Origin of the sequence: Paenibacillus sp. JQZ6Y-1 (assembly GCF_040719145.1) — a bacterium.
In the GTDB taxonomy this organism is placed as follows: domain Bacteria; phylum Bacillota; class Bacilli; order Paenibacillales; family Paenibacillaceae; genus Saccharibacillus; species Saccharibacillus kandeliae.
The window spans coordinates 1972894-1993086 of sequence record NZ_JBFDUZ010000001.1 but is presented as its reverse complement, the minus strand read 5'-3'; the positions used below and the strand labels follow the sequence as shown (position 1 = coordinate 1993086).

Sequence of the window (20193 nt, the reverse complement as noted above, 5' to 3'; positions counted from 1 at the left end):
TATAATCAGGCAACGTCTATACTTACATATGAGAAAGAGGTGAATGTGTTGGGGAATTGATGCTGATCGTACCATGTCGGATTATCCAAAAATTTAAGTTTCGAAGGAGGTGAACCCGTCGCTGTATGTATACCCACTAGAGGAACACAGCGCGGGAATAACACTTGACTGACCCCTTACCCAGTTTGTTGAATCTTTTGCTGGTCTTAGCACTGGTACTTTTGAATGGTTTTTTTGTAGCCGCGGAATTTGCAATGGTCAAAATTCGTAGCAGTCGACTGGAAACGCTGGTCGATGAAGGAAATAAACGGGCACGCTTTGCGCAGTCCATTGTCAATAACTTAGATGCCTATCTCTCAGCCTGTCAGCTGGGGATTACACTGGCTTCACTGGGGCTTGGTTGGATTGGTGAACCGGCAATTGCCCAACTAATCTCACCGCTATTCGCAGCCGTGGGCTGGAATAATGAAGTTGCCATACACAGCGTCTCGATTGTGATCGCTTTTGCTGTGATTACGATTCTGCATATTGTACTTGGCGAACTAGCACCCAAATCACTCGCAATCCGCAAAGCGGAAGGCGTAACCTTGTGGACAGCTGCACCAATGATGCTGTTTCACAAAATCATGTATCCTTTTATCTGGATGTTGAACGGCATGGCAAACGCATTGCTGAAATTGTTTGGAATCGCTCCGGCATCCGAACACGAATCCGCCCACACCGAAGAAGAGATACGCATACTCATGAAAGAAAGCAACAAGAGCGGGCTGATCGATAATACCGAACTGGCGCTGGTTGATAATATATTCGAATTTGCCGATACAACCGCCCACGAGATTATGATTCCACGTACCGAAATGATTTGTCTGAGTCTGCATGCCTCCCGTGAGGAGAACTTGCAGATTGCGCTTGATGGCATGCGCACCCGTTATCCGGTATGTGATGGCGACAAAGACCATATTGTCGGCTTTCTGCATATTAAGGATCTGATGCGTTATCAGATTATCGATTCGGTCAAACTGATTCGTCCGATTATTGCTGTACCAGAGTCGATCAAGATCAGCGAACTAATGAAACTCATGCAACGTGGCAAGACGCAGATCGCGATATTGATCGACGAATATGGTGGTACAGCCGGTCTAGTAACATTGGAAGATATTATGGAAGAAATCGTCGGTGAAATTCAGGATGAGTTTGATCACGAACGTCCTGTAGTCGAACCGATCAATGAAATGATGTATTCCATCGATGGCCTGATGCTGATTGAGGAGTTCAATACACGCTTCTCGCTGGATCTGGATGTTTCCGAATATGATACGATCGGCGGTTGGCTGTATTCGCGAGTTGAATCACTGCCTCCGCAAGTAGGACAGAGCGTGGCACATGACGGGCATTTGTTAGTGGTAGAAGAGACGGAGAACAAACGTATTTCGCGGATCAAGCTGGTTATTACGCAATTCGCGGTCAATACGAATCAAGCCGGAGCCTAAAACTAAGCTACGGTTGACGATTCAGAGCACGGATCGTACAGGAAAAAGGAGCGGGAGAATAATCCCGCTCCTTTTTTTGATATTCTATACGATCAGGATACTATGCTTTTAGAATATAATATAAATGAGAATAGAACATAAAAAAGAAGGAACCCGCATGATGGGATTCCTTCTTTTTTTGGAGTATATAGAATATCCATATATCAGTATATAGGCTAGTCCATTCCTATATTTAGCTAACAACACCTATCATCTACTACAATAGTTGCACGCTTCCGAGCAATACTGATCGACAGTTATAGGTTGTCATGCCAATACTTATCGACGACGATCGGCTTCTTTTACTTCGGCATCAACCTCTTGATCGTCCTCGTCGATTTGCAACTCAGTATCGCCTTCGCCGCGTTCTTCATATGCTTTTACCGCATTACCCTGTTCTACATGACGATTATCGCCATCTATATCATTGGCGGCAAATGTTTCTATACTTTCGGTGAAATTATCATTATCACCGCTACCTTCAGCAAGTTCATTATAATCGTGAACCTCGCGTTGCGCGCTCATTGCAGGAGAGTCAGCAACCCCGTAATCCTCAACTGCCTGCCATGCACCTGCATCGTCAAAGCGACCAGTATTATGCTGACGATTTTCACCGGAGCCTTTCGCAGCAGGAGTGATCAGATCTTCTTCGACCGGGCGATAGTCATTGATTTGGTTCTGTTGTGGACTTTCGTCTACCAGATACGTAGTAAATGGCAGTGCTTGCAACCGTTCAAATGGAATTTCCTTGCCACTCACTTCGCTAACACCATACGTACCATCTTCGATACGTTGCAATGCAGCATTTACCTGCTCCAGCGTGTCACTCATTTGATCATCAATCGCTAGATCGCGTCCACGTTCAAATGTTTCTGTACCCAGATCGGCAGGATGGTTATCGACAGCGGACAGCTCGCCAGTAGAATCGCGTTCTGATTCTGGTAGACCATCCGCAGTTTCATCCTCGCTATTGAAGTGACGTTCCAGCTCACTCTTTTCCTCCAGTAAGCTGTTTTTCAATTCCTCTATTTGAGCATCTGTTAAATGTTTCATGATTGTTTTCTCCCTTCGGTCATTGGCTACATGGGGCTGGTTGTGCTCCGAATGAACAGCAACAACCCGTTCTACCTCAATTACCCTGCGAAACGAAAAATCAATCTTCCTGCACGTATAGCCTATTAAATGAAGAGCTTAATCGTAAGAACTACTGTTTACCTACGAAAGGTTAGTAATTGGAATAGGTTGGTTAATACAACAAAGATTAGCTTTCACCTTGTACTTAGCATGCAATTTATGCAATGTTAGGTGTCACCATTGTTTGTTTATTTCGGAGGATCAGCCTGTACACACATTCAAGAAGACCGGAAAGGGGAATAATGATGAAAGCACTTACTTACCAAGGAAAGCAAAATGTAAAGGTTAAAGAGGTAGAGGATGCCAAAATCCAAAAGCAGGACGATATTGTCGTACGTATTACATCGACGGCAATCTGCGGTTCCGACCTGCATATCTACAACGGTGCAATGCCTGTCGTTCATGACGATTATGTGATCGGTCACGAACCGATGGGGATTGTGGAGGAAGTCGGTCCCGGTGTAACACGCGTCAAAAAAGGCGACCGTGTCGTCATTCCATTTAACGTATCGTGCGGCGAATGTTTCTTCTGTACAAATCAAATGGAAAGTCAATGCGACAACTCCAACAAAATGGAAGAGAAAAACACAGGTGCCTACTTCGGTTTCGATATTTATGGTGGCTATCCGGGTGGTCAGGCAGAACTGATGCGTGTACCTTACGCAAACTTCTTGCCATTTGTCGTACCGGAATCAGCGGAAGTAACAGATGAGCAGGTGCTGTTCCTATCTGACATTATGCCAACCGCGTATTGGAGTGTAGAGAGTGGCGGTGTCAAAGCTGGCGATACCGTTATCATTCTCGGTTGCGGACCAGTCGGGCTGCTAGCTCAAAAGTTCGCATGGCAAAAAGGGGCTAAACGCGTCATCGCGGTTGACCACCTGCCGTACCGTCTTGCTCATGCGAAGCGTACGAATAATGTAGAAGTAATTAACTTCAAAGAAGTGGACGATGTTGATCAGCATCTGCTGGAAATCACGAGTGGCGGTGCAGATGTCGTTATCGACTGCGTAGGGCTGGATGCAGATAAAAGCATCGGTGAGAAAATCCAAACCAACCTCAAATTGCAGGGCGGTAGCTTGAGCGCATTCAATCTTGCTGCCAATGTAGTACGCAAATTCGGTACCATTCAGGTAACGGGCGTATACGGCGAAACATACAACAATTTCCCATTGGGTCATTTGTTTGAACGTAACGTGAAGCTGGCGATGGGACAAGCACCAGTTGTTCACTACATGCCAGAGCTGTTCAAGCAGATTACCGACGGTACAATTGATGCGACAGACATCATTACGCACAAGGTGTCGCTGAGTGATGCTGAACACGGATATGATATTTTCAATGATAAAAAAGAAGACTGTATCAAGGTTATTCTGAAGCCATAATTGATCAGGATGGATGTTGTGTCATAATGATGTTTTATCATATGGTTCGTGTTAGCATGGATCGTATGTAATCTCATGTATGAGATGTGATTTGGCTTAACCTATCATTTTGTGAAAATATGCGTTCATAAGTAAAGCCTGCATAGGATTCTTTCATCCATATGCAGGCTTTTTGATATGAGCCATGGTATAAAGTGAGATAGTAAAATCTTTTCAATTTCTAGAATACCGAGTTAGGAAAGTGAAAGCTGGATATTCCACTGAGACGCTGCCTGCTGAATGGCGCGCTGCATTGCTTGTACAGGCTGTTCAATCATATCACCATGACCAATTGCCAGTAGTGCAGGTTGAAGATGCAGCAGCTTTTGCGCACTTTGCAGTGCATCAGCTTTGGACCACGTAGCCATTGCTGGAAAAGGGAAGAACAGACGTACATCGCCAGCTACCGCGATACCACCACGGGTTTGAAGCGCATCCCCTGCGATAACAAACTGATTGCGAGTATCCAGCAATGCGATTGAGCCAGGTGTATGACCGGGTACAGCAATCACTTGCAGCGAACCGACCAGATCGCCGTCCTCTAGTAATTGGGTAGGGCGTGTCTGTAGCTTTTTGGGGACACTACCTTTGATCGGTGTCTGTGCTTCATCGACATCTAATGACAGATCGCCATTCATTAGGCGAGCATCTCGGCGCGATACATATACCTCGATCCCCGGATAAAGCTGCACCAATGTATCCAGCGAACCGACATGATCACTATGCACATGAGTCAGTATGATGCGGGTTAGCGGTTTGCCAAGCTTAGCTTCCGCCTGTTGAATGCCTTTGTAGCTATGCGGCAAGCCAGCATCGATCAATGTCAGACTGTCATCTTCTTCAATAAGATAACAATTGACTGGAAAGGTACCGGGCAAGAAGACAAGCTGATGCAAATAGGATTTCCTGTTTATTTTCATAATGTTCACCTCTACTCACATCATAACTAATAGTATTAGTTTTATCAATATCTATATTCAATTTATACTAATATAATTAGTTTTTGCGAATGTAAAAACTGTCTGTGTAGATGTAGATCATCAGACAGTCGTTGATTGTGGTATGGATGGTATGTTGATTATTGTTTTTCATTTACTGATCGGTTGAAGAGGATACAGATGGAGCATCCTTTTTCATTTGCTGTAATCCATGTAGAAATGCAGTAATGATAATCTCAAAGCTGGTATCTACATCGACCTTTAAGCCAAATCCGTGATTGCGCTCCAGAGAGCTAAAGCCATGCAATACACTTCGCAATCCGCGTCCCGCATGAATAAGCCCATCATCCGTTAACTCAAATTCGCGCAAGATTTGAAATAGCAGTTCCAATAGCTGGTTGGCAACTTTGTTTAAAGACGGATCATTTTGCTCTGCTTGATAAAAGGTCGCTTCATACAATCCCGGCTGTGTACGCACAAATTGCAAATACGCTCGTGCTACTTCGCGAATTGCGGTATCGCGAGAGCGACCGACGGCTGCTTGCATCATAATTTCACGTAGTTGCTCCAGACCTTTGAGCGCCATTGCACGGCGTAATCCCGGTAAACCGTCTACATGGTTATATAGGGAAGGGGAGCGCACATTGAGTTTTTGTGCAACCGTGGATAGGGTGATCTGTTGAATACCGTGCTCATCAGCAATTTCGGCAGCAGCCGTAACAATTTGATCCAAATTTAAGCCGATTCGTGGTGACATGATACATTCCTCCTTGCTGTTCGTACATAGTGCTTTGATCGTGTGAATCATAGAAATGATACGAATGGGTCAGAAATATAAACGAATCTGATTCATCAAAAAACTATGACTATTCGTATTATCTCTATGATTGTAAAGGATCTGCTTCATTTTGCAAACAATAAGCAGGGAGGAGGAATATAAATAGAGCTGAGACAGGCGGAACTTACAAATATGTCCCATATAACCCATCCATAATCTAAACTAAAGTTTACATACGTAAGTGAGTGGTCCACACCCAAACAAGCAAAATAAATAGACACCGACCATGTAGGCTCGGTGTCTATTTGCAATCCTTTGCTGTTTAACAAATCTACGGATCGGATAATAATAGAACAACTTGAGTTCCTTCTCGTATCATCCAACCGTCTTGATTCGTATGGTATTAAAATGCCCAGCCGCCTTGCTTGAATACAGGCTCTTCTTTACCATCAGCGGTAATGCCGTAAATGTCCATTTCGCCGGAGCCGATCATAAAGTCGACGTGTACCAGACTGTTGTTCAGACCACGTTCGGTCAGCTCGTCACGGGACATTTGTTTGCCGCCTTGCAGGTTGAACGCGTATGCGCTACCGATTGCCAGATGGTTGGAGGCATTCTCATCAAACAGGGTATTATAATAGAGAATATTGGATTCGGAGATTGGGGAACGGTGCGGTACAAGAGCAACCTCGCCCAAGTAATGTGCGCCTTCATCCATTTCTACCAGATGTTCCAGTGTTTCTTGACCTTTTTCGGCTTCAACGCCAACAATACGACCGTCTTTGAAGGTTAGTTTGAAGTTGTCGATGATTGTACCGCCATAGCTGAGCGGCTTGGTGCTGCTCACATAGCCATTCACATCGGACTTCAGTGGAGCCGTGAACACTTCCTCTGTTGGCATGTTGGCGATAAAGGAGTCGCCGCGTTCACTCACACTATCCGCAGCTGCCCAGATATGACCTTCTGGCAAGCCGATCGTCAGATCTGTACCCGGTGCCACATAATGCAGCTGTTTGTAAGCTTTGTCGTTCAGATATTTGGATTTTTCATTTAGCAGTTTTACATGCTCCTGCCATGCAGAGATGGTATCGCCTTGACCAACACGAACCGCTTTGAAGATATAATCCCACATATGGTTGATTTGCTCTTCCACAGGTTGATCTGGGAATACTTTTGCTGCCCATGCTTGGGAAGGTACAGCTACGATCGACCAGCTCATTTTGTCGGATTGCACATACTCGCGATATTTGACCAGCACTTTGCTGGCTGCTTTTTGGAAGGTAGCGATACGCTTGGAATCAATACCTTTCAGCAGATCTGGATCATCGGACACGACGTGCAGTACAGCACCGTGCTCCTCTGCCAGTTCTTCCATCTCAGCAGCATACCATTTCGGTCCGATCTCGAACGATTCATCAGGTGCCAGCTCATAACGAAGGCGTGTAATCTGATCATCCGACCAGTTGACCTTTACGAATACAGCACCAGCTTCATAGCCTTTTTTGGTCAGCAGGCGTACGAATTCAGCTGCGTGCAGCGGTGCGTTGATGATGAACTTTTGTCCTGGTTGTACATTAACGCCGACGCGAACTGCAAGCTCAGCGTACTGTTCCAGGTTTGTCTGAAAATCTGACATGAATAGTTCCTCCGTTTCGACTATCTGTATGTGTATCGTTATGCACCGCACTCTAGCGGTCACAACGAGTGAACTGGGATCATACAAATGAAATGACCCGTCCCATCTATATTACAGGATGTGAACGCTGATGAAAACCATTACCGAAAAACCGATACGCAAATGTAATAGACGAAGATTGGGATCGTAGTGTCGCAGGAGAGAGGAGCACATAGGATGAATTGGAATGAAGATTGGAAAATCGCAAAAGATGCGTTACAGCAAATCACTGTTAATGGTAGCGATGATAACGAACCGGTTGTCATTTCTGGTTATGCCGAGGGAGTTCGCTGCATCGGAATTGGTACAGACGCAGCGGTATTCACGTATGATCAGGCACCGGGTTACGCGTTTAAAGTCTTCACACCGCAGGCGATTGAGAAGATTCCGGTGGAGGTATCGGTATATGAACGGTTAAAGTCAGCACCGTTTTTCCCTATTTGTTATGGTAGCGATGCGAATTATTTGGTGCTAAGCTATGAAGCCGGACCAACATTGCAAGATTGTCTGCTGCAAGGAATCGAAGTGCCGAGACAGGTCATTACGGATGTGGAGGCAGCGCGCAAATATGTACGCGGAGTCGGTATGAATCCACGTGATATCCATTTGAAAAATGTGATTATGCAAAATGGACGTGCCAAGGTCATCGATGTCTCCGAATATGTCAAAGAGGGCGATGATAAACGCTGGGATCATCTGGTATGGGCGTACGATCAGTTGTATGATCGTATCGCTGGTAAAAGTATCCCTTCGTGGGTGCTGGATACAGTCAAAAACTGGTACGCTCGGATCGGTGTGGTCAACAATACACTGAACTTGGAAGAACTCGCCAAAAAAGCAGGCGATCTATTCTCCAGATATATGAAATGATAGTGCGTTTCTCATCATATTAGAATAAAGGTCAATGGTGCGATATAACGAACATCGTGTGATTGGGCAAATACAGATGGAAATACAGAAAAACTCCTGCATCATGGCGAAATACAATCATTCGCGATAATGCAGGAGTTTTTGCTTCATGATGATTATAGATGCCGAAGCATACAAATCATTTTATAGAACGATCAGAAGGATCGGTGTGTACCTCTTACAATTTGCAGAAGGCGATCAATTGTTGCAATTCTTCCGCCAAGGTAGACAGATGACGAGCGGAGGACGCAACATCTTCCATTGTGGACAGCTGCTCTTCGCTGGCGGCATTCATTTCGTCAATTCCAGCAGAGCCTTGTTGGGACAGCGCACTCAGATGCTCCATCGCTTCGGCGATTTGTTGGGAACGCTGATTGGCACTGTTAATGAGTGAGGTCGTTTCATCAATACGTTCCACTGTACTACCTACAGATTGCTGAATGGCTTCAAATGCTACCGTTACTCGGCGGCTGCCATCCACACTTGCTTGTACACTGCTGACCGATTCCTGTGCTTGTTCGACAGCACTTTGACTTTCTTGCTGTACATCTGTGACCAAGCCGGTAATCAGAGTGGAGGATTCAGCAGCGCTCTCCGCCAGCTTGCGAATTTCCTCGGCTACGACAGCAAAGCCGCGTCCCGATTCACCAGCACGAGCTGCTTCAATTGAAGCATTCAATGCCAGCAGATTCGTTTGTTTGGCGATTTGTTGAATAGCGGAAGAAGCATAACCGATCTGTTCAGATTTGTTATTCAGGCTAGTCAGCACATTCAGTGTAGAGTGAATGTCGTTGGATAGGCGCTGAATACGACCAGTGATGTCATTGACTTCACCCAAACCTTGCTCGGCAGTTTTTTTCATATTGCCAGTTAATTCATCGATTTGCTTGCTTGTATGAGCAACTTGTTCCATTTGTGTCGCCATATGATTGACCGAATCGGTTACTTGGATGACTGTTTGCGTTTGGGACGTGAAGCCTGTAGACAGCTCGCCGGAAGATACGGCAATATGCGAGGATGCTTGAGCGGTTTGTTCTGCGCTAGCTGTCAGTTCCTCAGATGAAGCGGAAAGAGTCATAGCGCTCTCGTCCACACTTTTAATCACTTTGCGCATGCTGTCGATCAGTTTGTTGAATGCGGTAGAGACTTGACCAATTTCGTCGCGGGCGTTATAGCTTGCAGTAACAGTCAAATCACCGTCTGCTGCTTGGTTCATTAGCTGCTGTACTTGACGCAGCGGTCTTGAAATCATAGTCGCAATCCAGATACCGATCAGCAGGGAAACAATGATGCCGACAACGAGCACGATAAGGGTGACGATTCTGGATGTATTATAGGTACCATCAGCATCGGTTTTGCTGTTGGCAGCTTCTTTGATCATATTATCACGCATTTGATTGAGATATTGATTCAGCGTAGTGCGTACATTCTCTAGATTGGTATAAGCGGTTTGTGCTGCTGTGCGATCCTTCGCATCCACGGCATCAAGTACCTGCTGACGGGCTGTAGAAAACTGCTGCGCTGTGGCGATCAGTTGAGCAGAGATCTTTTGATTATCGCCGCTCAGTGGAACCTCGCCTAGAATTTCATATTGTTTTTTAGTATTGCTAGCAGTTGTATTAATTTCGCTAATTAAGGATGGTTCATCGGTAGTAGCAGTAGGGTTCATTAATTTCAGCAAACGAGTAGCATTGGTGCTATAGTTAATAACGATTTGATCCATCGCTGTAATGGCTTTGATATTGGTTTCATACATATTAGTAGCAATAGTAGCCATTCTGGAACTAGTGTTTGTACCATTGTAACTTACTGCTACAAGTAACAGTAGATTGACAATGATCAAAATAACGATTTTTGTTTGGACGCGCAAATTTTTCATGTTGAATATCCCCTTATGCTACGTAATTTTCTCTGTATTGGTCCATGATTGTTCCTTATATTCTGACGAATGTGTGATTGTAATCTCTTCAAACGATTCCCAATGAGGGACAATCACTCAAACGGTAAAGCGAGTCATTACTTGTTGCAGATTCTCAGCCAGCTCGGACAGATAACGAGCAGACCCAGAAACCTCTTCCATTGTGGACAGCTGTTCTTCGCTCGCTGCTCCAGTTTGTTGCAGACTTGCCGACGATTGTTCCATAATGGCACTGACATTTTCCATCGCTTCGGCAATTTTCTCCGATTGTTGGGCTACCTCTTGAATGATGCTACCAGAAGCAAGAATGCGTTCAGCAGTATTGTCGACCGATTGGCGGATCGCTTCAAAGGCGGTGTTCACCTTGTGACTGCTTTGCACGCTTTCTTGAATGCTGGCAGACGAATGGGTAACTTGTTCTACCGCAGCTTTGCTGCTATCCTGCATCATCTGTACCATATCAGAGATTTCACGAGATGAATCGGCAGCGCCGGAAGCAAGCTTGCGAATTTCTTCGGCAACGACGGCAAAGCCGCGACCCGCTTCACCGGCGCGTGCTGCTTCAATCGAAGCATTGAGAGCCAGCAGGTTCGTTTGTTTGGCGATATTTTGAATAGAGGACGATGCCAAACCGATCTGATCAGAGGTAGTGGATAGCTGCTGCATGACTTGCAGGTTACGCTGCATATCGACCGCAAGCGTTTCGATTAGACGACTGATATCTTTGACTTGATCCTGACCGTTTTGGGCAGCGGATTTCATCTCATTCGTTAATGCTGCGACCTGCTGACTGTTGGAAGCGACGATGCCCATTTTTTCATACATAGAGTTAACCGAGCTATTCACTTGGTTCACTGATTCTACCTGTGTTTCCACACCTGTTGACAATTCGCTAGTTGCGATAGTGATATGCTCGGCAGCCTGTGCGGTTTGCTCTGCACTAGCCGTTAATTCTTCGGAGGAAGCGGATAGCGTCAAAGCACTTTCGTCTACTTTGCGAATAATATCACGCATATTGGTAATCATGTCATTAAAGGAGCCAGTCACTTGACCGATCTCATCACGGGAACGATAATCGCCATGGACTGTCAGATCGCCTGCACCTGCACGACTCATCAGCTCACGGAGAGTACGCAGCGGGCTGGTTACCATTCGACTGATAAACAAACCGATTGCCATGGACAGTACGATAGCCGATACAATCAGAATGATCATGACCAAACGAGAATTGCTAGTAATTTGCTCGATTTGCACATTGGCATCTTTCGCTTGACTGCTCAGGACGGCATTGAGACTACGAACCGTATCGTTCATCGCTTGGCGTAGTGGTTCTACTTTCGTATTGAACAGTGCATAAGCGGCAGTATTTTGATTGTTGATTGCGAGCGTCTGTACTTGTTGCAGCAACGTTTGATACGAATCAAGATTGGCGAGATAGGTGTTATACAGTTTGGCAGCCTGTGCACCAAGAACGATGGATTTCATGTGTTCATATAAAGTCTTGTTCATTTCTTCGCGTTCTGTGATTGTGCTGCTCAGTTCCGTATTGCGTTCATCCTTAGTGGTGATCATCAATTCGAGCACCGCAGCTTCAATGGTACGGTTATCAATAATGATCTGGCTTACATCTTCGCTGGCAAGCATGTTTTTGTGATACATATCGTTCGCTTTGTCAGCGATCTGGACGGTAGCATTGTAGCTGCCATAACCGATTACCGCCATGAACAGGATAGTGATAGCAAGTAAAGTAAGGATTTTCGTTTGAACGGTCAAATTACGCATGTGAATCACTCCATTTTATTGAATTGGCTGCGAAGGATAAAGATAAAGCGGTAATGCAGTTTTTTGTCGAATCTAAGTATGCTGAAATCTGGTTGCTGTGGTGCTCTCCTTTTGACCTGTCCAGTATCCCAATGGTTATAAACAAAGACTGTATATGATATAACCCCTTGTTTTCTATGTCTTTTGGCTCTGAATCCTCTTGTCCTTGCTCTCTGTATTATATGTCGGTAGGACTAAGTAAATTAATTATAGTCCTAGGACTGTCTTGTTAAAAATAGGAAATATATCTTATTTTGTCGAATTTAATCGAATTAAGGAAGGTGCCTATGAACAAAATGAGACATTTCGACGTTATTCGATTAACGGAAGGTTTGTTCGTTTAAAATAACGGTAGGCTTACTTTATAGGATATAAGGAAAGGAAGATGAATGATGACGGATACTCTAAATGAAATTGCGAACAAGCATCTATATATTGATGGCAAATGGCAGGAAGCTGCTTCCTATGAAGCGTTATACTCTCCATATAATGGAGCACAGATTGCCAATGTGGCAGAAGCGAATGAGGAAGAAACGCGTCAGGCTATTGCCGCCGCCGCTAAAGCAGCACCTATCATGCGAGATATGCCAGCTCACAAACGGGCTGCTATTTTGGAACAATTGGCGCGTCTGCTGGAGGAGCGTAGCGAGGAGGCTGCACGACTGATTGCCCTCGAAGGCTCCAAACCGTTAAAAGCAGCACGCGGTGAAGTTGCACGTACCATTGAGACATACAAATTTTCAGCAGAGGAAGCGAAGCGTATTCATGGCGAAACCGTACCGCTGGATGCTGCTGCCACAGGTGAAGGCAAAATCGCTTATACCATCAAAGAGCCTGTAGGTGTAGTCGGTGCGATTACGCCGTTTAATTTCCCGATGAATCTGGTTGCCCACAAAGTAGGACCAGCATTAGCGGCAGGTAATACTGTTGTATTGAAGCCTGCGGAGCAAACGCCATTGTCTTCCTTACTGTTGGCACAATTATTAGAAGAAGCGGGATTGCCTGCTGGCGCATTAAATGTAGTAACTGGTGACGGCAAGACCGTTGGCGATATCATCGTGACTGATGATCGGGTGAAAGCTTTATCGTTTACGGGTAGCCCGGGTGTAGGCATCTCGATTCGTTCGCGTGCTGGTTTGAAAAAGGTGACGCTAGAATTAGGCTCCAACTCTGGTCTTATCATTGACCGCGATACGGATATTGATCGTATGATCGAACGCGCAGTTTCTGGCGCATTTGGTAATCAAGGACAGGTATGTATTTCTGTTCAGCGGATTTATGTGCATGAGGAGATCTTTGATACATTTGTTCAGCGGTTTGTGGAAACGACAGGTAAACTCAAGCTGGGCGATCCATTATCTGAGGACACCGATGTAGCGGCGATGATCGCACCGAAGGAGCAAAAGCGGGCATTGGAATGGATTGCCGAGGCAATAGAGCAAGGAGCAGAAGTGGCGTGCGGAAATGAACTGAAGGATGGCTTATTGCTGCCAACGGTACTGTTGCATGTCGATCCCAAAGCGAAGATTGCTTGCCGCGAAGCATTTGCACCCGTCGTTATGATCAATAAGGTAAAAGATATGGATGAAGCAATCGCTGCTGTGAATCATTCCGACTATGGATTGCAGGCAGGAATATATACATCCCGATTGGATACTGCCTTCCGTGCTATTCGTCAACTTGAGGTAGGCGGCGTTATTGTGAACGATATTCCATCTTTCCGTGTGGATCAAATGCCATATGGTGGTGTGAAGCAGAGTGGAATTGGTCGTGAAGGAGTCAAATATGCACTAGAAGATATGCTCGAAACGAAGCTTGTTGTGTTTAATCAATCTTCTTAATCATTGAGCCTGCAATAGTTCGCCAGTCGAACTACCTTTCCTGTTTAGTTCCCTTTTTTACAATGGGAAATCAAAAAAGGCAGATGATAGCGTCAAAATGAATAAATCATATTCCTGATTCCTATATATTTTAAATGAAAACTTAGTTTAACATGTAAAAAAAGACTTAAAAAATCGCAGAAGCGTTTTTTAAGTCTTTTTTGCGTGTGAAAACATCATCTTTTTTGACCGATTGTCAATTAAAGGCACCTCATATGTTAGTTATTAGGATCTTTTTAAGATTTTTTCATTTTTTTAGTCAAAAGGGTATTTATTTTTTTTAGGAATCGTGATACGCTTTCTCCCACACAGAGATGTGTTCCGCAAATGATGATTCACATTCAACTACAGGAGGTGAAGAAAGCAGCGGCATCACAGGTTTGGCAAGCCCGCTATACATAGCTGGCAGGGTGTAAGCAGGATCTCGGGTTGGGTAGCAACAGGTACAATTACGGATGTACGCTGGATTTTCGACCGGAGCAGTTTATTATTCAAACAAAACCAAGTGAACAGGGGAGAAAACTTTGAAAAAAACAGTAGGTCTTTTACTCGCAGGCAGTTTGCTCGTTGGTGCAACAACTTCCGCATTTGCAGCTGATACGAATAGTCTGGCACCACTCGGTGATTACACACCAAAAGTGATCACACAAACGGCTGGTATTTCTGGCAATGGCGATGCGAAAGTATGGAAGTTCTTGGACAAGCAAAAACGTACAATTGTAACGGATAATGCTAGCTCTACAGATGTAAAAGAACTGTTTGAAATCACGAAGCGCCAATCCGATTCCAAAACCGGAACGGAGCACTATCGTCTGAATCAAACATTCAAAGGTATTCCTGTATATGGTGCAGAGCAAACACTGCACTTTGACAAATCGGGTAACGTATCCCTGTATCTCGGTCAAGTGGTTGAAGATGTATATGGCAAACTGGAATCTTCCGAAAAAGTACAAGGCGTAACTGCTGATGTATACGCGAAAGAAGACAGCTCCGCTGATCTGGTAACACCGAAGCTGAGCGCGTCTGACGCAATCGCTGTTGCTGAAAAAGATGCTGCCTCCAAAGTAGGCGCACTGGGCGAAGCTCAAAAAGCACCTGAAGCGAAACTGTATATCTACGCTCCAGAAGATAAAGAAGCACGTCTGGCTTACGTAACAGAAGTGAACGTGCTGGAACCAGAACCACTGCGCACTCGTTACTTCGTAGATGCAAAAGACGGTTCGATCCTGTTCCAATATGACCTGATCGAGCACGCAACAGGTACAGGTAAAGGTGTACTGGGCGACACCAAAACACTGACTGTTAGCACATCCGGTTCTTCTTATGTTCTGTCCGATACTACTCGTGGTAAAGGTATCCAAACATACACTGCCTCGAACCGTACATCCCTGCCAGGTTCGACAGTAACAAGCACAAGCAGCACATTCAACGATCCAGCTGCAGTTGATGCGCATGCGTATGCTGCAAAAGTTTACGACTTCTACAAATCCAACTTTAACCGTAACAGCATCGACGGTAATGGTCTGGTTCTGCGCTCCACTGCGCACTATTCCAGCAAATACAACAATGCGTTCTGGAACGGTACCCAAATGGTATACGGTGATGGCGATGGCACAACCTTCGTACCATTGTCCGGCGATCTGGACGTTGTTGGTCACGAGCTGACTCACGGTGTAACTGAGTATACAGCTAACCTGGAATACTACGGTCAATCCGGTGCACTGAACGAATCCATCTCCGATATCTTCGGTAACACAATCGAAGGCAAAAACTGGCTGATCGGTGATTCCATCTATACACCAGGCGTATCCGGTGATGCACTGCGTTACATGGATAACCCTGAAAAAGGTGACCAACCTGCTCGTATGGCAGACTACTACAACACATCTTCCGACAATGGTGGCGTGCATACGAACAGTGGTATCACTAACAAAGCCTACTACCTGCTGGTACAAGGTGGCACATTCGATGGCGTGAAAGTAACTGGTATCGGTCGTTCCCAAGCGATCCAAATCGTATACCGTGCACTGACACTGTATCTGACGTCCACTTCGAACTTCTCCAGCTACCGTTCCGCTATGGTTCAAGCTTCCACTGACCTGTATGGTGCAAGTTCCACACAGACTACAGCGGTTAAGAACTCTCTGAGCGCGGTAGGCATCAACTAATTCAGCCAACGATCTCTTCGACGGATCATGGATGAACATGAAAGGAAGCACCTCTCTGCCTGAGGGTAGAGAGGTGTTTTTCTTTTATGTAATGGATAGGTGCTTTTCTTTTATGTAATGGAATTCTATCCCCTTATACATAGAGTAGGATCTAGTATTGATTATTATTGACCAGTCGTTGAATAAGCTGACCCAAAGTGTCAGGCACAATGAACTATTTTTAAACAAATCTTAAAAAAATCTAAATAAGTGTTTATTTTCTTTAGGAATCATGATAATATTCTTTCCAACGCATGGATAGTTGTTCCATTATTTACAACTTCGTATGAAAAAGAGGATGCCCATGGGGATTTGGAAATGATGCTCAATGAGAAGCATTCATGCGTGTTCATGCAATATACATAAGCTGTACCTTGCAAATTGTCAGTTATGAGCGATGTGGAATTTGTAAGTTTTTTAGTCAGTAATCCAATTTACAAGACAGGGGAGAATGCTTTGAAAAAAACAGCAGGTCTTTTACTCGCAGGTAGTTTGTTGATCGGTACCCAGACATCCGTGTTTGCAGCGGGCGATGTGAATCCGCTCGGTTCCTACACACCGAAGGCTGTCAGTCAGGCATCTATTTCCGGTGATGCCAAAGTATGGTCGTTTCTTGAACAGCAAAATCGCTCTCTGACGGCAACCGATTCTTCCTCCGACAGTGTACAGCAGCGATTTGAAATTACAAAGCGTCAGCCAGATTCGGCAACAGGTACGGATCATTATCGCCTTGCGCAGGTGTACAAAGGTGTACCGATATACGGTGCAGACCAGACGCTGCATTTTGATACATCCGGTCAGGTATCGCTCTATCTAGGCAAGGTAGTTGACGATGTATACGGTAAATTAGCTTCTTCTCAGGGAAGTGTGACAGACGAGGTATATGGCAAGCAGACGCGATCTCATTATGCTGTCACTGATGATGTATATGACAATGGTTCATCTAACACGGATAATGGGACAGATGGGCAATCGTTAGTAACACCGAAGCTGAGTAGTGCGGAAGCGATTCGGATTGCTCAGCAGGATACAGCTACTGCCATCGGCAGTGCTGTACATCCATTGGAGGCTCCATCAGCTACCCTGTACATCTACGCACCTGAAGGAGAGCAAGCGCATCTGGTCTATGTGACTGAAGTGAATCTGCTTGATCCAGAGCCGGTGCGTACACGCTACTTTGTCGATGCTAAGGACGGCTCCATCGTTCAGAAGCAGGAGCTGCTAGAGCATGCTACGGGCACAGGCAAAGGAGTGCTTGGTGATACCAAATCGCTAACTGTTGCTCAGGTTGGAACACGTTATCTGCTACGCGATACAACACGCGGTAGTGGCATTGAGACGTATACCATCAATAACCGCACCTCTGGCTCGCTGAGTACGGTATCCAGCACCAGTTCTACCTTTACTGATCCAGCGGCGGTCGATGCACATGCCTACGCGGCTAAAGTGTATGACTTCTATAAAGAAAAGTTTAACCGTAACAGTCTCGACGGCTCTGGTCTGCGTATCCAATCCGTTACGCATTATGGGTCCAAGTACAATAACGCATTCTGGAACGGCTCCTATATGATCTACGGTGATGGAGACGGCAAGGTATTCGCTCCATTGTCCGGTGCACTGGATGTAGTAGGGCATGAGATGACGCACGGCGTAATCGAGCATACAGCCAATTTGCAGTATGAGAATCAATCTGGCGCGTTGAATGAAGCGATTGCCGACATGTTCGGTAATGCCATTCAGGGTAAAAATGATTGGCTGATCGGCGAGGATGTATATACGCCAAGCAAAGCAGGCGATGCGCTGCGTTCGATGGCTGATCCAACACTGTATGGTGATCCAGCTCATATGGATCAATACAAAAACCTGCCAAACACCGAAGACGGTGATTGGGGCGGTGTACACACCAACAGTGGGATTCCTAACAAAACATATTATCTGCTGTCTCACGGCGGTACATTTGAAGGTGTCGATGTAAAAGGCATCGGTAACAGTCAGGCGATTGCCATTGTGTATCGCGCGCTGACGCTGTATCTGACGTCCACCTCCGATTTTGCCGATTTCCGTGCAGCAATGACACAGGCTTCTACAGACCTGTATGGTGCTAGCTCCACGCAAACCACTTCCGTCAAGGATGCTTTCGACGCAGTGGGGATCTTCTAATATAAGAATGGTTGCTCTTGCATGGAGTTTCCTTTTGGAGTCATAGTGGTATATGTATCTAATGAAGGAAACGTACGGCAACAGCAAGCAAAAGAAGCAGCAATAGGATGGTCTGCCAGGCAGACAGTTTGTTTCTCCCTATTGTAAATGTCTGAATATAACATTGAATGTTGGTTTCGGACATTAATGTTGAATACGGCTAATCATCCCCCTTGATTAGCCGTATTTTCATGTTTATTTCAAAGTGGCTATTTTTTGTCGTATTTTCATAACTGAAAATGATTCGAAAAGCCTAACATTTCATAGAAATTAGGCTTTTTTGTTATGTATTAAGCTGTTTTTTATGGATTTAGCTTAAAGGAGTATAGGAAAAGGGACTAAAATACCAAATTATAATGTTGTTTCATGTCGTGAAAAGTGGTTATAATTACATATAATCTTTCTTTATTGATGCAATAAATTTGTTTTAAAAGAAAATTTTCAAAAAAAGCAACATTTATTTAAAGAAAGATGCTATTATAGTCAGCAGAAACAAATCATTTCTCTTGGAAAACCCACAAATAGAAGGAGTGGAAGACATGGAACGCGAATTGGCATTGGAAATTGTACGAGTAACGGAAGTAGCGGCATTGGCTTCGGCTCCGTGGATGGGTCGCGGTGACAAGAACAGTGCAGACGAGGCAGCAACGCTGGCCATGAGAGCCATGTTCGATTCCGTATCGGTGAATGGTACGGTCGTAATCGGCGAAGGAGAAATGGATGAAGCGCCGATGCTGTATATCGGTGAGAAGCTGGGTAGCACCCAAGCTCCTGAGGTGGATGTAGCTGTAGATCCACTGGAAGGCACCGTCATTGTAGCAAAGGGGTTGAATAATGCACTATCGGTTATTGCGGTAGCGGACAAGGGCAATCTGCTCCATGCACCAGACATGTATATGGAGAAGCTGGCCGTTGGACCGGCACTTGTCGGTAAGCTTAGTATTGAGGACCCAGTGGATGTCACGCTGCGCAAGGCAGCAAAGGCACTGGGCAAGAAAATGGCGGATTTGACGGTCATGATTTTGGATCGTGATCGTCATGAAAGTACGATCAAGACATTGCGCAAAACAGGCGTACGCATCAAATTTCTAAGTGATGGTGATGTCGCTGGTGCAATGGCTCCAGCATTCCCAGAAGCGGGTATCGATCTATATATCGGTTCCGGCGGCGCACCGGAAGGCGTTCTTGCCGCAGCAGCGTTGTCATGCTTGGGCGGTGAAATTCAAGGCCGTCTGATGCCTGCCAATGCAGATGAGTTCGCTCGCTGCAAAGCGATGGGCATTGAAGACCCCTATCGTGTATTGAGCATGGAGGATATGATCGGTACCGATGATGTGATCTTTGCTGCAACAGGTGTAACACCGGGCGAGATTTTGGGTGGTGTCCGTTATGTCGGCGACGAGCGTGCCGAAACGCATTCTATCGTCATGAGAGCCAAAACCAAAACGATTCGTTATATCAAGTCGCTTCATTATTTGCCGAACAAAGAAGTGCTGCATAAAATTGCAAAAATTCAGTCGACTGGTACGCCGGAAGACCGCCGCACGGCAGCCGTGGAATCGGTAGCTGGTAAGAAACAGCAGGCTGCCGTTAAACAGGCGCAATAAGCGCCTGATGCTTTATCGGGTTAAGGGTTTTATCTGAATGTCCGGCTCTTATGTTCGATGACTGTTTATGGCCTCCCCCATAGCAGTGATCCATATTAGGGAATGCAAGGATTGCATGCTTGTATAAGAGTCGGTACGCTTTCTCAGCATTACCTCCGTGATTTGGACAGTCCG

At 45.4% G+C, this 20193-nt stretch carries 13 protein-coding genes; 7 read left to right on the top strand and 6 right to left on the bottom strand.

Annotated elements, in window-relative coordinates:
• Nucleotides 1-164: 164 nt before the first annotated feature.
• Nucleotides 165-1490, top strand: a complete 1326-nt coding sequence (locus ABXR35_RS08565; protein WP_367058196.1) for a hemolysin family protein — start codon at nucleotides 165-167, stop codon at nucleotides 1488-1490.
• Between the two features lie 318 nt (nucleotides 1491-1808).
• Here the strand turns inward: ABXR35_RS08565 and ABXR35_RS08560 are convergent, their stop codons facing one another.
• Nucleotides 1809-2582, bottom strand: a complete 774-nt coding sequence (locus ABXR35_RS08560) for a TraR/DksA C4-type zinc finger protein (protein ID WP_367058193.1) — start codon at nucleotides 2580-2582, stop codon at nucleotides 1809-1811.
• Between the two features lie 326 nt (nucleotides 2583-2908).
• Here ABXR35_RS08560 and ABXR35_RS08555 point away from each other — a divergent pair, with 326 nt between their 5' ends.
• The gene (locus ABXR35_RS08555; protein ID WP_367058190.1) at nucleotides 2909-4048 is read left to right on the top strand and encodes a zinc-dependent alcohol dehydrogenase; all 1140 of its coding nucleotides are present in this window, start codon (nucleotides 2909-2911) and stop codon (nucleotides 4046-4048) included.
• A 233-nt stretch (nucleotides 4049-4281) separates the two neighbouring features.
• Here the strand turns inward: ABXR35_RS08555 and ABXR35_RS08550 are convergent, their stop codons facing one another.
• The 3 genes from ABXR35_RS08550 to ABXR35_RS08540 all read right to left on the bottom strand — a co-directional run bounded on the left by ABXR35_RS08550 (nucleotide 4282) and on the right by ABXR35_RS08540 (nucleotide 7439).
• A complete protein-coding gene (locus ABXR35_RS08550) occupies nucleotides 4282-5007 on the bottom strand; it encodes an MBL fold metallo-hydrolase (protein ID WP_367058188.1) in 726 nt (241 codons plus the stop codon).
• A 172-nt stretch (nucleotides 5008-5179) separates the two neighbouring features.
• On the bottom strand, nucleotides 5180-5782 hold the full coding sequence (locus ABXR35_RS08545; protein WP_367058185.1) for a TetR/AcrR family transcriptional regulator: 603 nt from the start codon (nucleotides 5780-5782) through the stop codon (nucleotides 5180-5182).
• Between the two features lie 424 nt (nucleotides 5783-6206).
• Complete coding sequence (locus tag ABXR35_RS08540) at nucleotides 6207-7439, bottom strand: aminopeptidase (protein ID WP_367058183.1); 1233 nt, start codon at nucleotides 7437-7439, stop codon at nucleotides 6207-6209.
• A gap of 216 nt (nucleotides 7440-7655) precedes the next feature.
• On the opposite strand from ABXR35_RS08540, the gene ABXR35_RS08535 reads away from it, so the two are divergent.
• Complete coding sequence (locus ABXR35_RS08535; protein WP_367058181.1) at nucleotides 7656-8348, top strand: serine/threonine protein kinase; 693 nt, start codon at nucleotides 7656-7658, stop codon at nucleotides 8346-8348.
• A 217-nt stretch (nucleotides 8349-8565) separates the two neighbouring features.
• Here ABXR35_RS08535 and ABXR35_RS08530 read toward each other — a convergent pair whose 3' ends face one another.
• Both ABXR35_RS08530 and ABXR35_RS08525 read right to left on the bottom strand, forming a co-directional pair.
• Nucleotides 8566-10266: a methyl-accepting chemotaxis protein gene (locus tag ABXR35_RS08530; RefSeq protein ID WP_367058179.1), complete on the bottom strand. Its 1701-nt coding sequence runs from the start codon at nucleotides 10264-10266 to the stop codon at nucleotides 8566-8568.
• Nucleotides 10267-10383: 117 nt separating this feature from the next.
• A complete protein-coding gene (locus tag ABXR35_RS08525; RefSeq protein ID WP_367058175.1) occupies nucleotides 10384-12087 on the bottom strand; it encodes a methyl-accepting chemotaxis protein in 1704 nt (567 codons plus the stop codon).
• Nucleotides 12088-12515: 428 nt separating this feature from the next.
• On the opposite strand from ABXR35_RS08525, the gene ABXR35_RS08520 reads away from it, so the two are divergent.
• The 4 genes from ABXR35_RS08520 to glpX all read left to right on the top strand — a co-directional run bounded on the left by ABXR35_RS08520 (nucleotide 12516) and on the right by glpX (nucleotide 20019).
• On the top strand, nucleotides 12516-13967 hold the full coding sequence (locus tag ABXR35_RS08520; RefSeq protein ID WP_367058173.1) for an aldehyde dehydrogenase family protein: 1452 nt from the start codon (nucleotides 12516-12518) through the stop codon (nucleotides 13965-13967).
• A 563-nt stretch (nucleotides 13968-14530) separates the two neighbouring features.
• Complete coding sequence (locus tag ABXR35_RS08515) at nucleotides 14531-16174, top strand: M4 family metallopeptidase (RefSeq protein ID WP_367058171.1); 1644 nt, start codon at nucleotides 14531-14533, stop codon at nucleotides 16172-16174.
• 495 nt (nucleotides 16175-16669) lie between these two features.
• Nucleotides 16670-18373: a M4 family metallopeptidase gene (locus tag ABXR35_RS08510; RefSeq protein ID WP_367058168.1), complete on the top strand. Its 1704-nt coding sequence runs from the start codon at nucleotides 16670-16672 to the stop codon at nucleotides 18371-18373.
• Nucleotides 18374-18951: 578 nt separating this feature from the next.
• Nucleotides 18952-20019 carry a class II fructose-bisphosphatase gene (glpX, locus tag ABXR35_RS08505; RefSeq protein WP_367058165.1) on the top strand — a complete coding sequence of 356 codons (1068 nt, stop codon included), beginning with the start codon at nucleotides 18952-18954 and terminating at the stop codon, nucleotides 20017-20019.
• Nucleotides 20020-20193 lie beyond the last annotated feature (174 nt).

Coding starts and splice junctions, on each gene's coding strand:
- ABXR35_RS08560 (WP_367058193.1), bottom strand. CDS start 2,582: ATGAAACATTTAACAGATGCTCAAATAGAGGAATTGAAAAACAGCTTA.
- ABXR35_RS08555 (WP_367058190.1), top strand. CDS start 2,909: ATGAAAGCACTTACTTACCAAGGAAAGCAAAATGTAAAGGTTAAAGAG.
- ABXR35_RS08550 (WP_367058188.1), bottom strand. CDS start 5,007: ATGAAAATAAACAGGAAATCCTATTTGCATCAGCTTGTCTTCTTGCCC.
- ABXR35_RS08545 (WP_367058185.1), bottom strand. CDS start 5,782: ATGTCACCACGAATCGGCTTAAATTTGGATCAAATTGTTACGGCTGCT.
- ABXR35_RS08540 (WP_367058183.1), bottom strand. CDS start 7,439: ATGTCAGATTTTCAGACAAACCTGGAACAGTACGCTGAGCTTGCAGTT.
- ABXR35_RS08535 (WP_367058181.1), top strand. CDS start 7,656: ATGAATTGGAATGAAGATTGGAAAATCGCAAAAGATGCGTTACAGCAA.
- ABXR35_RS08530 (WP_367058179.1), bottom strand. CDS start 10,266: ATGAAAAATTTGCGCGTCCAAACAAAAATCGTTATTTTGATCATTGTC.
- ABXR35_RS08525 (WP_367058175.1), bottom strand. CDS start 12,087: ATGCGTAATTTGACCGTTCAAACGAAAATCCTTACTTTACTTGCTATC.
- ABXR35_RS08520 (WP_367058173.1), top strand. CDS start 12,516: ATGATGACGGATACTCTAAATGAAATTGCGAACAAGCATCTATATATT.
- glpX (WP_367058165.1), top strand. CDS start 18,952: ATGGAACGCGAATTGGCATTGGAAATTGTACGAGTAACGGAAGTAGCG.